The following is a 14,759-nucleotide window of genomic DNA, read 5'->3' on the forward strand; positions in this document are numbered from 1 at the left end:
TATGATTTTTTGGCGGATGACGAAAAAGATGTGATCTTCACGAAGCTCAAGCAATTCTTTTGGCAGATCAATCTGGATACGCATCTGTTGGTCGTCCCCAACTTCCAGTCGATCCATGAAAAGCACGACCGTTTTAAAGACAGATTATCAGGGACATTGAAGGAAGTAGCCATCAAGCATACGGATGATGCAGCCGTGCAGCTTGAAAAGCTGTTGGGAAAGGAAGGGACGGAATATCGTTTTTTCATAGGCGTGAAACTTCTGAAGCCCGACCAAAGCAAGAAAAGGAATTCCCTCCTTCAGGACCTGAAGGAAGCTTGGAAGGAATTCATCGGCGGTGTGCATGAAGCGTCGGGCCTCGATACGCCGGAAATCATCGAGGATGAAATGGACCGGTTCCGGAAAGCCGAGCGACGCGTATATAACAAGGTCCACTCTCGCTTGAAGGCCGAGCCGGTAACGGAAGAGGACGTCCAATGGCTGATCCGGAGGAACTGGTATCGTTCCGTTGGTAAGGCCCCGGTCATCAAGAATTGGAGTCCTGCCTATAGCGTGAATTATAAGGAATTCGAAGAAGGTGACGTCACGGTCCGCCGCCCTTTATATCATGACGTCTTACGTCTTTCAGAAGGGTTGGTGGACGAGACCCCCAAACGGAGCCTGATCCTCAAGCAAATCCATGAAGGGGAGGAAGTGGAAGGGCATGTTGCGTTCCTGACCATATCAAATGTCCCTTATGAAATGCAATTCCCGGGTGAAGAGTGGATGTACGCCATCCAGAATCTCGATTTCCCGGTGGAAATCAGCGTCCGGACGGAGACCCTGGAAAATCGAAAGGCCCTGTCTTCGGTCCGGAACGCCCAGAAAGAGCTGAAGGACCAAGATAGGCATGCAAGGGAAACGGGAAATGAAACGGGATTGAATATCCTGGACGGCAGGGCCGAAGCGCAGGAGCTGGAAGCCCATCTGCAAAAGTCGAGGATGCCCTTGATCAAGGCCTCCATCATCCTTGCGGTATCCGCCCCTGATGAAGATGAGTTGAAGCGTCGTTGCGATACCGTCAAGGACATGTATCAGGACATGATGTTCCAGGTGGAGCAACCCTATGGCGATCAATGGCTGGCCTTCAATGAATTCCTGCCAGGGTCCAGGCGCTTCATCAAGGATTATGTGCATTTCATGGAACCCGCGACGGTCGCCGGCAGCATGTTCGGGGCCACCAAGCAACTGGGGGACGGGGAAGGTTTCTTCATTGGAAGCACAGGAATCCTAGACCAGCCGGTTTACATCATGCCGAACCGTGCAGCACAGGGCATTCGAGGGACCAAGACAAATGCGCTTTCGGCCGCGTTCTTGGGATCCCTTGGCGGGGGAAAATCATTCAGTGCCAACCTGATTACCTATCTTTCTGTCCTTTCGGGAGGAAAAGCGCTGGTCATCGATCCGAAGGGGGAAAGGGGAAATTGGAAAACGGACCTTTATGAGCTTGGGGACCAGGTGAACATCATTTCCCTTTCCACCAAGCCGGAGGACAAGGGCCGCCTTGATCCATTCTCGATCCATGCCGATGTCAAGGAGGCTGAAACGCTTGCACTTGATATCCTGACCTTTTTGACGGGGGTCCGGCTCGATGATTCGAGGAGATTCCCGAAATTGACACAGGCTGTCCGTGCCGTTGCGGAAGGGGAAAAACCCTGCTTGAGCAAGGTCGTCCAAACCTTATTGACCAGCAAGGATGAGGATGCCAGGCAACTTGGGGAGCATATCCGTTCCTTCAGTGGATTATCCTTTGCCCCATTGCTTTTTGGTGAAGGGGGGGATGACTCGGCGATTAACCTGAAAACGGCCTTAAACGTGTTGCAAATACAAAACCTGGAGTTGCCGGCACCGGATACCCCGCAGGAAAAGTACAACTTGTCGGAAATGCTGTCCATCGCGATGATGCTGCCGATATCGTCCTTCGCCCTTAAATTCATCCATAATGACCGACGGATTTTTAAAACAGTCCTGCTCGATGAAGCTTGGGCCGTCTTGAATACGAGTCAGGGTAGCCATTTGGCCACACGGCTTGTCCGGGCTGGCCGTTCGATGAATGCCGGAATCTATTTCGTCACCCAGAATGCTAATGACTTGCTGGATGAGAAAATGAAAAATAACATCGGGATGAAATTCGCCTTCCGAAGTACCGACCCGAAAGAAATTGAACATGTCCTTTCCCTGCTTAATTTGAAGAATACCGAATACAACGCCTCCACATTAAGGGAGTTACAAAATGGCCAATGCCTGTTCCAGGATATCACCGGACGCGTCGGGGTGGTTTCCATCAACGCATTATTCAAAGACTTGTTCGATGCCTTTGATACACGTCCACCGGTCGAAGTGGATGTCGGTAACATCATTCCTGATGGGAAACTTCCGATGGATGGTAGAAATCCAAAAGATAAACACGAATCCAGGAAAGAGGGCGTGATTGTATGAAGAAGTGGATAAGGAGCATGAGCATGTTGTTTCTTGTCATGATTGCCGTCGCCTGCGGTAATGACGAGATTGATGGAAAAGGCCCGGACACGATACCGATCGAATGGGCGAATGCCCATGTACAAAAGGATCAATCAAAAAAAATAGAACTATTAGATAAAGACAAAGACATCTTAGACGCCGATGACGGTCCGGATAACGATGAAACGATACAGAACTACAAATTGACTGAATGGAAAGTCGATGAAAATCGTTACTTTTATGAAATCACCTATGAATACCCGTCGGAAACAAATAAATTGAAGACGGACAAGATGGAAGTCATTCATACGGACAGTGGATGGAAACGTGCAGAATATGGGGATATCCGCAACTTTGACAAACTCGTTGAAGACCTAGAACCCGATGTGATAAGAGAGCTGCATGATGAATGATAAGACTAATTCAATATTTTCTGTTGTTCGTCACCTTGGTTCTGGGGTTGCAGATTCCAGCTTCTGCAGAAAGCCTTCAAGATAATCTGGTTCCACAGGAAACCGAAAAAAAGGTGGAAGGGGAAGTGGATCTACAATACAACCAGTATCCCCAACATCACTATCAACTGGATACGTGGGTGGATACCGATGGCGATTGGATGCCTTGGAATTGGGCCGATGGCGCCGGGAAACAAATTTACATCGCCCTCAACGAAATGAACAATTCCATCTGGTCCGTCAATGTCCTATTGGCGAACTTCACGATGTTGATCGTTCAGGAGGCGTTCGATCTTGATTTCGTTTCCAATGTGACGGAAGAAGTCGGGGCGGCCATCCAGAATATCGCCGGTTTCGGGCCAGGGGGATTCATGCCCAATGGATTGTGGCCATTGCTTGTCACATTCGTCATTGGGATCGTAGGAGCTTGGGCGACGTATGTGGGCATGGTGAAACGGGAAAGCAGCCGGGCATGGGGTGGTTTGCTTTCCTCCATCATCCTTTTCGTCTTCGCCCTTGGTTTCTTCTCCAATGCCCCATCGATTTTAAAAGGTCTCAACGATTGGTCAGGTACCCTTCAGAGCGATATCTTGGCCGTATCCGCAAGCATCGTGAATCCGGGTTCCCCCTATACGGAAAAAGAAGGGATCGCCACGATTCGCAACCAGATGTTCGACCTCATGGTGAAAAAACCGTATATGCTCATGCAGTATGGTACGACTGAAGTGGAAGGAGAACGTGTCGATAAAGTACTGTCTCTCGATCCCTATGCGGATGCAGAAACAAGAGCTAAAGTTGTCCAATCAGAAGTTGAAGATAACGACAATACGATGATGTCCATAAAGGGAGTCACACAGCGCGTTGGTTTTGTACCATTGCTATTCGTTGCGAATACCATCATCGGGCTATTTCTATTGATTGTTTCGGGTTCGATCATCCTCTATCAAATGATCTTTCTCGCTTTGGTCTTGATTGCTCCGGTCCCGTTGCTCATGGCCTTGGTCCCGAGGTGGCAACAATCGGCATTCGTTTGGGCCATGAAGGTGCTGCATGCCCAGCTGATGAAAATAGCGATCGCCTTGTTACTGACCATCCTCTTCGGGATTTCAGCGATTTTGTACCGGGCTACGGAAGCTTCCAATTTAGGGTATCTTGGCATGATGCTCTTACAAATCATCTGTTTTGTAGGGGTTTGGGCCAAACGAAAAGATCTGTTCCATGTTGTGTCTACGGCCGTCAGTAACGTGGAAACGAGTACGGGGGCCACTATACAGGGGTATCGGCAGAAATACAACCAGGCAAGGAATGGGGCCAGGCAAGGCAGGAACCTTTTGGGTGGAGATAACCATCAAGGAAAAATCCGGAACCAGCCCTTGGCCAATCGCACGAGAGGTGAAGGGAAAATCGGATTGCTGTCCAAAGTCCAATTGGCAGAAAGGAAGAAACAACTCCAGGCCACGAAATCAGGTATGTTGAGCGTGGTTGCCTCAGCAACGATGGCGGACAGGAGCCATGAGGAATTTCAAGAGGGGCAGGAGTCCTATAAGAATAGGTCAGGTATCGAGAATGCAAGTGTCGATCGTGAGCAGTTGATGGATCGAAATAATAACCAGGAAGAGACACCGGTGGTGGATGGGGATGCTTCTTCCATGAAAGAGGGTCGCAACCGCCGCGGGCTGGTCGTCAATCGGGCAAGAATCCCATTGGCCAATCGCCAAAATCCTCAAGGCGGTAACCGTGAGGCCGCAGCTTCCATGGATCGGGCAGACATGCAGTTTGCAGATACTTCAAATCGTCCACATTCCGGAAGAACCGATCTTCCAGAGAATCAGAAGACACAAGAAGTTCGTCTCCAGGAACATGATATCAACGATGCAGTCAATGGGACTTCCAGCCATCATGAAAATAATGAGCGCACTGTCCATGACGTTACAGAACGCAACAAGCATGTCACCGAAACGAATCGTAAGGTTCATGAGCATCACATGGAGAAAGAGAACATAACCAGGGAAGTCACAAGCGAAAACATGCGTACAAACAGTCTGGAGATACGCGTGAACCGTAAGGAAACGGTTCATCCAGAAAACAAGGCCGGTACGAATGGGGAGCGAGGGAGAAATTCAGGTCGTTAGGAGGCTCACTGATGTTCGGATGGGATTTTCATAATAGCAAAAGTGACCGAATCAAACTGTTTCTTTTCCTGTTGGTCGTGTTTCTTGTCATCGGTTTTATGTTCTTCACTTTCTTTCGTACCGTGAATCATGGGGATGCTGAAAGTATCGTCTCACCTAAACAGGATACCAAAGATTCGAATCAGCCATTGAACAAAACATCAACAACGGACAGGGAAGAAGTATATATGGAAGGAAAGAATGAGTATGACCAGACCGAACGGTTTTCCAGTGAAGAATTAGAGGGCACCCAAATGATTGCCATTAAATTCGTCACTGCCTTCCATACGTACGATGCGGATGAACCGATGGCATATTTGGAACAGGCGAAACCTTACATGATGAAGGCCCTGTACGAGAAAATGAAACGGAATGGCAGGAGAGAGGTGCTCGAACGGTCTCATCTGACCGTAAGGAAGACGGAGATCACAACGGTGGTCAATAAAAGCAAGCTTGTCATTCGCTGGAATGTGATGGTCAAAGGGAAGGCGAAATCCAGTGAGGGGAAAGTGAAAGAAACGGAAGATTGGTATTTAGTTGGATTGAGAGATGTGGAAGGAGAATGGAAAGTGGAGGATGTGAGAGTCAATGTCCCAAATTGATGATCCCAACAGCCAGGAGATGGAAGGAAGTTCCGCATTAAAAAAGGCAGCTGGTACAGGTGGAAAAGTTGTCGGGAAAAAACTGGTGAAAGCTGCCGTCAAAAAGGGTGCAGCCGTAGCCGGTTCCACATTGGGTTGGCCGGTCATAGTGGGAGTGGCGGCGGCAGTGCTACTTGTCATGGCAGGAGCCATCTTCTTCCTGTTCGTGATTCTTTCCTCTACAGGAGGGGAGGGGAATGCTGATTTTGAAGAAGGATTCTATGGTGGTGAGATTTCGGAATTCGGTGCGAATGAAATCCCTGCTAATTATATCGCCATCTACAAAGCCGCGGAAAAGAAATATGGCGTCCCATGGAACCTCCTTGCGGCCCACCATAGGGTGGAGACCGTCTTTTCCACGGTCCATATGGTCTCCCCGGTGGGAGCAGTCGGGCACATGCAGTTCATGCCGTTGACTTGGATAGGTTGGTCCTATCCCGTCGGCAATGATGTAGGAAATGCGAGCATTCCTAAAGAGATCTTGACCGATCCATCAATGATTAAGAAATACGGCGGCTATGGGGTTGACGCGAATGGGGATGGAAAAGCCGATCCATGGAACATGGAGGATGCCATTTTCTCTGCGGCCCATTACCTTGCAAAAAATGGTGCAACGGAAGGACGCATCCGGGAGGCCGTCTTCGCTTATAATCATGCCGACTGGTATGTGGAAGAAATCATGGGATATGCCGATCGATATGTTGAAGGATATGTAGAGGTCGGTGGCAGAAGCAGTGGAGGCAAGACCGGGACTGCCGTTGTGGATGTAGGGAATAAGTACATCGGCCGATCCCAATATGTCTTTGGAGGCGGGAGAAACCAAACGGACATCGCCATGGGGCGCTTCGATTGCTCAAGCTTCGTCCATTGGGCGTTCAAAGAAGTGGGCGTCGATTTGGGACCGTTGGGTTCCACAAGCACGGAAACGCTGAAAAATAAAGGGAAGCCGGTTTCCAAAGGTGAAATGAAACCGGGAGATCTAGTATTCTTTGACACATATAAAATAGATGGGCATGTAGGCATTTATATGGGAAATGGTCAATTCATAGGTGCACAAACTAATACGGGCGTGGCAATTGCAGATATGAAAAAGGGCTATTGGAAGGAAAAATTCAATGGGCGGGTTAATAGAATCTAAGAATATGAAACAGGGGCAGGGTGACCTGCCTTTTGTTTTTCAAAATCAAATATCTGCTGGGCATGATGAATGCTGGACGTATCATTTTAAAAATAAGAGCAGATTTTTTTAGATACTGTGACAAGGGTAGTGGATTTTCTGATAATTTGAATTATGTTAACTAGCTGTTTATTTTCGAAGTAACATTAATTTTTTTTATCAATCTTGATTTTTTTGTTACGCAGTTTATTCGTACAGTGCATTAAAATTGTTATTGTTTTTTGAAAATTTCCCTCGCTTAATTCGATATAAGTATATAAGAGGTGATACACTTTGTTTTTTAAATGTAAAATGACGCTTGTATTCTTAATGCTTTCAATATTCAGCTTTACTTTAGGAAACGTATTATATTTACTTTGGAGACACTCTACAATTTACGCCTCGCTTTTAGGATTTCTTTTCTTGCTCACCGCCATAGTTTTTGCATTCAAAAGATATAAAGAAAGTAAAAACAAATAAGTAAAAATCAAGCGAGGCTGTTATTTTTAGAAACCCTTTTTTTTCATCATTTCAATTTTATATCGCAGTATGTGTCAACTCTCAACATATAAGTTTATAGTTGAGCATTAAGCTAAGTGAAAGATGTTATTCGTTTTTTCTTCGGTGATGCCGATAATAAAGGTTTATGTAAACTATCTAACAAACATATGAATGAGTATAGATTACGCCAGTTTTTTTACTTTAATTTATATCTTTAAATATCCCATAAAAGAAAAACACTTCATGTAATTGTTACTATGTACTCACCAGGTTGCCCTTTTATTTCAAGAAAGTACTTCTCATTTTTTTTGTTTTTTTCGAAAATGATACTTTTTCCCTGAGGAATCTCTAAATTTCCTTCAACAACTTTACCTTTTGAATCTTTAATACGTAGTATTATATCGCCTTTACTATTAGCACTATTTGTTATCTCTTTATCCCAAAAAATATTATCAAAAATTAAATAATCATTTGCTTCAAAGCTAATAGAATGCCATTCATCTTTTTTAACTTCTTTAACTATTCCTGTCTTCATAGGAAAAAAATAATTATGAACAGAAGAAACATTTTGTACAACCGAATAGATTGATATGAACAAAGTTATTAGAAATAATGGAACAATTAAACGTAATAACCACTTTCTCTTAGTACCATTTTTTACTTCTTCCATAATTTCATTTACCATCCCGGTTTCCTCCTTAAGCATAATATCCAGAGAAATATCAAGTAGATCACTAATCTTAATCAATGTATCTAAATCCGGATAGTTCCTACTTGTCTCCCAATTTGAAATAGTAGATCTTGATACATGTAATAAATCAGCCAATTCTTGTTGAGTTAATTTTTTTTCTGCACGTTTTTCTTTAAGACTTTGAGCAATTCTATTCATGAAATTTCCCCTTTTTTAAAATATTACGTATTTTTATAAATTAGTTAAGCTTCAAATACTGACATTATTTGAAATAACCAATGTCAGAAATCCCAACATCACAAACTATTAAAATTTACTTGTTTTTTCGTAGTAATTGTTGGATAAAAGGACAAAATTATAAGGGAGCACTGACATGTAATTAAAGGTTGGACAAGTTGATTTTGAAACAATTTCTAATAAGTAAACAATAATTAGTGAAAGACACTAAATGTTTTTAAGACGTTATTCGTTTCTTCTTCCGTAATGCCGATATAACGCAGGGTAACGGATGGATGAGAATGATGCAGGATTCGCTGCAACATGGCAATGTCCTTCGTAGCCTTGTAAAACCAGTAACCAAACGTTTTCCGTAACGTATGGTTGCCGACATGCTCCACGCCCGCAAACTCTGCGGCCTTGTTTAGCTGCCTGTAAGCCTGCGTAGGGGTAATGGGGTATTCTCCCTTCCTAGACGGGAATAAATAGGGACTCTGAAGGTTTTTGGCGTACGCAAAGACCTCTTCGAAGCAATTCGCGATATACATGTCGCGGATTTTCTGCGTTTTGCCTTCTTTGACCCGAAGGATCTTATGGTGTTTGCCTTTGAGGTCCAGGATTTGTTTCGTAGTAAGCTTGAGTAGGTCCCCAACCCGTAGGCCGGTCTCGCACCCTACGACAAACAGGATATAATCACGCTCCGAACAATGGCGCTTCAGCGCCCATTTCATATCTTCGAGTTGCTGCTGATCACGGATCGGCTGCACATCTTTTTGTTTTGTCATGATTCATCGACCTTTCTATCACGTCTCAAAATCGGTCTTCTGAACCCTTATGTACCAAGGATTTGAATGTACGATTTTTTCTCTTTTTTTAGTATAAAGAGAAAAAATAAAAAAAGTCAATGAAATCAAGGGTTTGAATGTATGATAATTAGTATAATCATACGTTCATATTCAAGTAAAAAAATACTTTTATTTAACAATCGGGAGGTTATTTCATTAAGCGATTTTGTAGAATATTTACATCTTTTGCTTGTTCTAAAAATCTTTTTGAAACTTTTCTAAAGATATTTCCCACTAATAGTTGAAAGGGAGTGAAAGAGAAATGGAGTACGGCAATGATAAGCTGATTAAAAAGGCAATCAAGGGTGATAAAAAGGCCTTTGAACAACTCATCAAGCAACACCATGAACAAATTTATCGTACTGCTTATCTTTATGTACATAACGAAGAGGATGCATTGGATGTAGTCCAAGAGGCAACATATCAAGCGTATACGAGTATTTATTCATTAAAGCAACCGGGATACTTTATGACTTGGTTTACCAAAATCATAATTCGTTGTGCTAGCCAAATCCTTAAGGGTAGAAATATTATTGTGCCACTTACAGACGAAATATTGTCTAATTTATCGGTAACAGATCATTCAGACCATGACGAAGCAATACCTCTTTTGAATGCCGTTGGACAGCTAAAAAAGAATTATCGAACCGCCATTATTTTGTTTTACTACTATGATTATTCTATTAAAACCATTAGTGAAGTTATGGTGATTCCCGAAGGAACTGTCAAAACTTATTTAAGCAGGGGGAAAGCCCATTTAAAAAAGTCTTATAAAGAAGAGGAGGACAAATGCCATGGATAACAAGGAAGTAAAAAGTGCAATTGATAAAATAGATGTGCCAAAAGAAAAAGTGTTTAAAGCAATTGATAAAGGCTTGAAAATGGCTGGACAAGGTGGGAAAGCAAAGAAAAAGAAAATTTTTGCAGGTTTGGCTACTGCCGCGGTTCTTCTTGGAATAACTGTCGCCTCTGGTTTTATTAATCCTACTATGAACAAAGTATTAGCTAATGCACCCTTAATTGGCGGGATCTTTCAAGAGTTTGATGATTCAATGGGGGTAGAGCTGGAGACGCAGGATGCAGTTACCGAATTAAATCAATCTATAACAGAAAATGGTGTGACTGTAAGACTAACAAAAGCTTACTTTGATGGAAATGTTGTTTCAATTACGGGATTTGTAGATAAAAGTGTTGAAAAAGGGCATAACGAAAAAGGGGAAGTTAGTTTTGATGTGAATTTCGAACATAATAAAGGGGACAATGACCCTTGGTTGAATGGACAGTCGACAGACATTAGGAAGGTCGAGGGAGGATACAATTTCCAATGGAAAATGGAATATCCATATAAATCTATTAAGGATAATTTTACTCTGCCTATTACTATTCATTATATAAACGGGATAAAAGGTGACTGGGATTTTGATATTCCTATTCAGCAAGAAAAAAACAGTACACTTGCTATTTTGCAGGAACAAGAATACCTAGCAGATGGGGTCAAAATCCGTATTAAAGAGATTCTTACTGCACAGGCTTCATCTTCACTAATTTATGATACCGTGGAAAAATACAAGGGCGATGATATATATATATTAAAAGCAATTGACAATAAAGGAAAGGTATATAGGTTTGGAAATAGAACATTACTTGAGGAATCGGTAAAAGAAGATGGATATCATAGTACTGCGCGAACAAAAATGACTAAGCTGAACTCAAATACTACTTCACTAACTTTTTATCCGCAGCTGTCTATATCAGACCCAAAAGTACAACAGCTATTGGACAAAAAATCGTTTGCGTTTAAAAGTGAACGGCTTAATCTTGGCCTTAAGGTAAATGAAATAACCAAGAAGGGTACTGAATTAGTAATTGATTATAAATTTACAGGACTCTCCAAGGAATTGAGTAAACACCAACTTGATTTATTTGAAAATAATTTGAAATATGAATTTTTGCTGGTCGATAAGGAATATATAGGAGTAATAGATTCTGAAAATCCAGTACCACTTAAAAATCATAGCATTAGCATGAATAAAGTGAAAACTATCAATAAAAAGACAGCACACTTCCAATCTACTTTTGACTTAAATGGAGAAGAAAAGATTGAGAATTTTAAACTGGAAAATACAATATTGCTTTTTAACTTTTCAAGCTTTGTCCCAAGTAAGGAACTAAAACCATTTACTGTTGTACTTCCAGGTGGGAATGAATAGGGAGGGTATGGTTACTTAAAGAAAGAAAAATGCCGCCGAATGGCGGCATTTTGAATATATGATTCTTAACATAATCATACATTCAAATTCAAGAAAAAGGCATCTGAAAAGACCCCCTTAATGAACTATCCAGGTAAGTTAGTAAATAAAACTTAACTTATTGAGTTCTTAACTGAACATCGGATTACTTCATTTAGTTCAGGGAAATAAAGCAAACACTATAAGCTTTTTATGTAGTTAATATTATTACAGGAGAAAGTATTATTATTAATAATTTTAAAAAATATTTGAATAATATTAATAATAATGTTAATATTTAATTAATTATTATTAAAGGGAGGTTTTGAAACTGGATTCAAAAGAGGTTCCAAATTGGATTTTATCTTTAGAAATGGTTGATATTGAATTTGTTAAAAAATTTGTACTAAATTCGGGATCTTTAAAAGAAATAGCGAAGTTATACGATGTTTCCTATCCAACTGTAAGAACAAGATTAGATAAGTTAATTCAAAAAATAGAAATAAATGAACGTGAAGAGAACGAGGAATTCATAAGTTTTATTAAAAAACTTTCTATTGATGATCGTATAAGCTTAGAAGATGCCAAACTGATTGTTGAAAAATATAAAAAAGAAAGAGATGACGTATAATGAATGATTTGTATGGTCTTTTAATTATTCTATTAGTGATAGCACTTCAACATCTTTTTTCTACAAGAGAGAATCCTTACTGGGGAGCTTTATTACCGATATTATATTTATTAAGTTTAGTATATGTCATCATGACGGGTATACTTGAAGGCAACATAATGAAGTTCACGCTCTTAGCCGTGGTTGGCGAATTTTTTCTAATAGGATACTGGATAAGTGGAAGAAAAAATATATCTATTAAGAGGAAAAAAGAATTAGAAAAAATGAAGATACAGGATATTTAGTAATGAAAACTTAAAAGTGTTATTGATTTAATGTCCTTGTTAATACTAATAGTTGCATTAGTGCATTAAAAGGTCGCCAAATGGCGGCCTTTTTGAATGTATGATTCTTACTATAATCATACATTCAGATTCAAGTGAAAAACTCCTTGAAAATTTTCTAACTAAATTCGCAGACTATTGAATGTATAAAAGGGAGATATCAAATGATTAAAGGGATATATGAATTTATTAGTGAAGAACAGTTAAAAAAATATGCTGAACTTGCTGTACGAGCTGGTGTAAATCTGCAAAAAGAACAATTATTGATTATTCATAGCGATATACAAAATGCAACATTTGCACGTCTAATCCAAACGGTTGCCTATGAGGCGGGAGCCTCAAATGTATTTATAGATTGGACAGATGAACAGTCTATCAAAGAATTTTACTTAAATGCAGCAGATAGTGCCATCGATCACTTTCCCGATTGGCAGGCTACCCGTTTTAAGGAGTGGGACAATGCAGGTGCTGCATACATCCATATTATTTCCGAAAACTTAGAGGTTTTTAATGAAGTTTCCAAAAAACGGATAAGTCGTTTCCAAAAGGCCTCTCGTACCAAATTGAGAAATTATTATGCAAAAATCAGATCCCACGAAGTACGCTGGTGTCTTCTAGCTGTCCCGTACGTTGAATGGGCAAATAAAGTATTTCCGAACTTAAGTAAAGAAGTAGCTTTACAATCCTTATGGAATTTAATTTTACAAGGATCTCTAGCAGATGGAAAACATCCTATAGAGGATTGGGAAAATCACAATAGAGCCCTCGAGTCTAGGAAAAATATTCTAAACGAGAACCAATTTGACGCTCTTCATTTTACGAATAGTCGTGGAACTAATTTATTAGTTGGCCTACCTAAAAATCATCTATATATCGGTGGGGGTGTCGTAGATAAAAAAGGGATACCTTTCTTCCCGAACATTCCTACAGAAGAAATATTTTCTGCTCCTCATAAAAATAAGGTGAACGGTAAATTGGTAGCTACTAAACCTCTTATCTATGGGGGGAGTGTCATTGATGATTTTTATCTGACTTTTAAAGATGGACGGATTACTGATTATTACGCCGACAAGGGACAAGAACTGTTAAAGAATCTCATTGACACAGACGAAGGGTCGCATTATCTAGGTGAAATTGCATTAGTCTCTAATAAATCACCTCTTTCTCAGGCAAATACTCTCTTTTACAATACCTTGTTTGATGAAAATACGGCTTGCCATATAGGTATTGGAAATGCATCACCCTCAAACATTCAAAATGGCAGCAATCTATCTGAGGAAGAGTTAAATGCAGCCGGTCTTAATACGTCACTTTTGTTAGTGAATGTGACCTTTGGTACCAAAGATATGAAAGTAGTGGGTATTAAAGAAAGTGGAACTGAAGTCCTGCTAATGAAGGATGGGGATTTCCTCTGCCACTATTCTTCTAATAATATAGAGGTGCACTAGCGCTTTCAAAAGGAATTTTATTTTAGTTTAATTATATTTGGCAGGTTAGTGAGGATGCACGAGGTTAAACAGCTTTCCTTTGTTAATTTACTTTTTTTATTATATTATTACCATTATGGAGAGCATACTATTTATATACTTCTATATTCACATAATTGGAGATGATGATAGTGTGTAATAAAGAGGAAGACGATACGGTAACAAGCACAATCAGTAAGAGGTTTGTCATCTCTGAGCAAGAAGCTAATGAGATTGCTTCTTTAAAGCCTAGAGTGGTTAAACAAATGGATGCAGTGAATGACTTATTCTTATCCAAAGAACAACGAGCTGTTAATGCTAAGAAAATGATTGCTGCAAGAAAAGGCCTTCGCAATGGAAATTAAGAGCCTTGCTAATATGCTAGAAGAGTATGGAGATGATCAAGCAACAAGGGTTCATCTCCATAGTTTTGTTCATAAGAACAATCTGGATGTTCCAGTTCAGCGAGATCAACTTGAAATGATTACTTTGGATCAATTGGTGCCAGCGAACCATTTGGTTCGTAAAATTGAGGCGGCCATTGATTTCTCTTTCAATTATGATTTGGTGAAAGATATGTATTCTGAGGTAGGTCGCCCAAGTATCGATCCAGTTATTTTGGTTAAACTTGCATTCAATATACCTTCGGTATTCGTTCCATGCGTAAAACAATTGAAGAAGTTGAAACAAATATGACTTACCGTTGGTTCTTGAATATAAATCTCCCAAACACATTTGTAAGACATGCTCATTTTTATCACAGTGTACAGAAAGCAAAGACCACCAGAAAGTGGTGACGCGCCATATTTGGCAAGAAAATATGGAAGAAGCAGATCGCCTGCGACATCATCAAGATGTAAAACCTATCTATGCGAAACGCAAGGAAACGATTGAGCGTGTATTCGCAGATGCAAAAGAAAAGCATGGTATGCGTTGGAC

13 protein-coding genes and 2 pseudogenes are annotated in these 14,759 nt (G+C 40.8%); 13 read left to right on the plus strand and 2 right to left on the minus strand.

What is annotated here, in order from left to right; all coding sequences use genetic code 11:
- Nucleotides 1-87: 87 nt before the first annotated feature.
- Genes ACIQXN_RS17180 through ACIQXN_RS17200 form a run of 5 tightly spaced genes read left to right on the plus strand, consistent with a single transcriptional unit; the run spans nt 88 to nt 6,901 of the window.
- A complete protein-coding gene (locus ACIQXN_RS17180; RefSeq protein WP_402969268.1) occupies nt 88-2,478 on the plus strand; it encodes an ATP-binding protein in 2,391 nt (796 codons plus the stop codon).
- The gene (locus tag ACIQXN_RS17185) at nt 2,475-2,912 is read left to right on the plus strand and encodes a hypothetical protein (protein ID WP_402969271.1); all 438 of its coding nucleotides are present in this window, start codon (nt 2,475-2,477) and stop codon (nt 2,910-2,912) included. Before ACIQXN_RS17180 ends, ACIQXN_RS17185 begins: the two co-directional genes overlap by 4 nt.
- Nucleotides 2,909-5,083: a CD3337/EF1877 family mobilome membrane protein gene (locus ACIQXN_RS17190; protein ID WP_402969274.1), complete on the plus strand. Its 2,175-nt coding sequence runs from the start codon at nt 2,909-2,911 to the stop codon at nt 5,081-5,083. The genes ACIQXN_RS17185 and ACIQXN_RS17190 overlap by 4 nt, the downstream gene beginning before the upstream one ends.
- An 11-nt stretch (nt 5,084-5,094) precedes the next feature.
- The gene (locus ACIQXN_RS17195; protein WP_402969277.1) at nt 5,095-5,724 is read left to right on the plus strand and encodes a hypothetical protein; all 630 of its coding nucleotides are present in this window, start codon (nt 5,095-5,097) and stop codon (nt 5,722-5,724) included.
- A complete protein-coding gene (locus tag ACIQXN_RS17200; protein WP_402969279.1) occupies nt 5,711-6,901 on the plus strand; it encodes a C40 family peptidase in 1,191 nt (396 codons plus the stop codon). The genes ACIQXN_RS17195 and ACIQXN_RS17200 overlap by 14 nt, the downstream gene beginning before the upstream one ends.
- Before the next feature lie 760 nt (nt 6,902-7,661).
- On the opposite strand, the gene ACIQXN_RS17205 is transcribed toward ACIQXN_RS17200, so the two are convergent.
- Nucleotides 7,662-8,309 carry a helix-turn-helix domain-containing protein gene (locus tag ACIQXN_RS17205; RefSeq protein WP_402969282.1) on the minus strand — a complete coding sequence of 216 codons (648 nt, stop codon included), beginning with the start codon at nt 8,307-8,309 and terminating at the stop codon, nt 7,662-7,664.
- 233 nt (nt 8,310-8,542) lie between these two features.
- Nucleotides 8,543-9,112, minus strand: a complete 570-nt coding sequence (locus ACIQXN_RS17210; protein ID WP_402969285.1) for a tyrosine-type recombinase/integrase — start codon at nt 9,110-9,112, stop codon at nt 8,543-8,545.
- A 322-nt stretch (nt 9,113-9,434) separates the two neighbouring features.
- Between ACIQXN_RS17210 and ACIQXN_RS17215 the strand changes: the two genes are divergently transcribed.
- The 8 genes and pseudogenes from ACIQXN_RS17215 to ACIQXN_RS17250 form a co-directional block, all read left to right on the plus strand.
- Entirely contained in the window at nt 9,435-9,974 is a 540-nt protein-coding gene (locus ACIQXN_RS17215) for a sigma-70 family RNA polymerase sigma factor (RefSeq protein WP_402969288.1), read from the plus strand.
- Nucleotides 9,967-11,382 carry a DUF4179 domain-containing protein gene (locus ACIQXN_RS17220; protein ID WP_402969291.1) on the plus strand — a complete coding sequence of 472 codons (1,416 nt, stop codon included), beginning with the start codon at nt 9,967-9,969 and terminating at the stop codon, nt 11,380-11,382. The genes ACIQXN_RS17215 and ACIQXN_RS17220 overlap by 8 nt, the downstream gene beginning before the upstream one ends.
- A 349-nt stretch (nt 11,383-11,731) precedes the next feature.
- The gene (locus tag ACIQXN_RS17225) at nt 11,732-12,031 is read left to right on the plus strand and encodes a DUF2089 family protein (protein ID WP_402969306.1); all 300 of its coding nucleotides are present in this window, start codon (nt 11,732-11,734) and stop codon (nt 12,029-12,031) included.
- Nucleotides 12,031-12,315, plus strand: a complete 285-nt coding sequence (locus ACIQXN_RS17230; RefSeq protein WP_402969294.1) for a hypothetical protein — start codon at nt 12,031-12,033, stop codon at nt 12,313-12,315. The genes ACIQXN_RS17225 and ACIQXN_RS17230 overlap by 1 nt, the downstream gene beginning before the upstream one ends.
- 203 nt (nt 12,316-12,518) lie before the next feature.
- Entirely contained in the window at nt 12,519-13,802 is a 1,284-nt protein-coding gene (locus ACIQXN_RS17235; protein ID WP_402969297.1) for an aminopeptidase, read from the plus strand.
- 170 nt (nt 13,803-13,972) lie between these two features.
- Nucleotides 13,973-14,185, plus strand: coding sequence for a hypothetical protein (locus tag ACIQXN_RS17240; RefSeq protein ID WP_402969300.1), 213 nt, complete (start codon nt 13,973-13,975; stop codon nt 14,183-14,185).
- A 115-nt stretch (nt 14,186-14,300) separates the two neighbouring features.
- Nucleotides 14,301-14,545: pseudogene (locus ACIQXN_RS17245) on the plus strand (transposase); the annotation flags it as partial.
- Nucleotides 14,533-14,759, plus strand: a pseudogene (locus ACIQXN_RS17250) (transposase); the annotation flags it as partial. The pseudogenes ACIQXN_RS17245 and ACIQXN_RS17250, both read left to right, overlap by 13 nt.

This window comes from Peribacillus sp. NPDC097295, from assembly GCF_044761665.1.
GTDB lineage: Bacteria > Bacillota > Bacilli > Bacillales > DSM-1321 > Peribacillus.

What these genes read in the sequence shown, in the direction of transcription:
- ACIQXN_RS17185 (WP_402969271.1), top strand. Translation starts at nt 2,475, where the DNA reads ATGAAGAAGTGGATAAGGAGCATGAGCATGTTGTTTCTTGTCATGATT.
- ACIQXN_RS17190 (WP_402969274.1), top strand. Translation starts at nt 2,909, where the DNA reads ATGATAAGACTAATTCAATATTTTCTGTTGTTCGTCACCTTGGTTCTG.
- ACIQXN_RS17195 (WP_402969277.1), top strand. Translation starts at nt 5,095, where the DNA reads ATGTTCGGATGGGATTTTCATAATAGCAAAAGTGACCGAATCAAACTG.
- ACIQXN_RS17200 (WP_402969279.1), top strand. Translation starts at nt 5,711, where the DNA reads ATGTCCCAAATTGATGATCCCAACAGCCAGGAGATGGAAGGAAGTTCC.
- ACIQXN_RS17205 (WP_402969282.1), bottom strand. Translation starts at nt 8,309, where the DNA reads ATGAATAGAATTGCTCAAAGTCTTAAAGAAAAACGTGCAGAAAAAAAA.
- ACIQXN_RS17210 (WP_402969285.1), bottom strand. Translation starts at nt 9,112, where the DNA reads ATGACAAAACAAAAAGATGTGCAGCCGATCCGTGATCAGCAGCAACTC.
- ACIQXN_RS17215 (WP_402969288.1), top strand. Translation starts at nt 9,435, where the DNA reads ATGGAGTACGGCAATGATAAGCTGATTAAAAAGGCAATCAAGGGTGAT.
- ACIQXN_RS17220 (WP_402969291.1), top strand. Translation starts at nt 9,967, where the DNA reads ATGGATAACAAGGAAGTAAAAAGTGCAATTGATAAAATAGATGTGCCA.
- ACIQXN_RS17230 (WP_402969294.1), top strand. Translation starts at nt 12,031, where the DNA reads ATGAATGATTTGTATGGTCTTTTAATTATTCTATTAGTGATAGCACTT.
- ACIQXN_RS17235 (WP_402969297.1), top strand. Translation starts at nt 12,519, where the DNA reads ATGATTAAAGGGATATATGAATTTATTAGTGAAGAACAGTTAAAAAAA.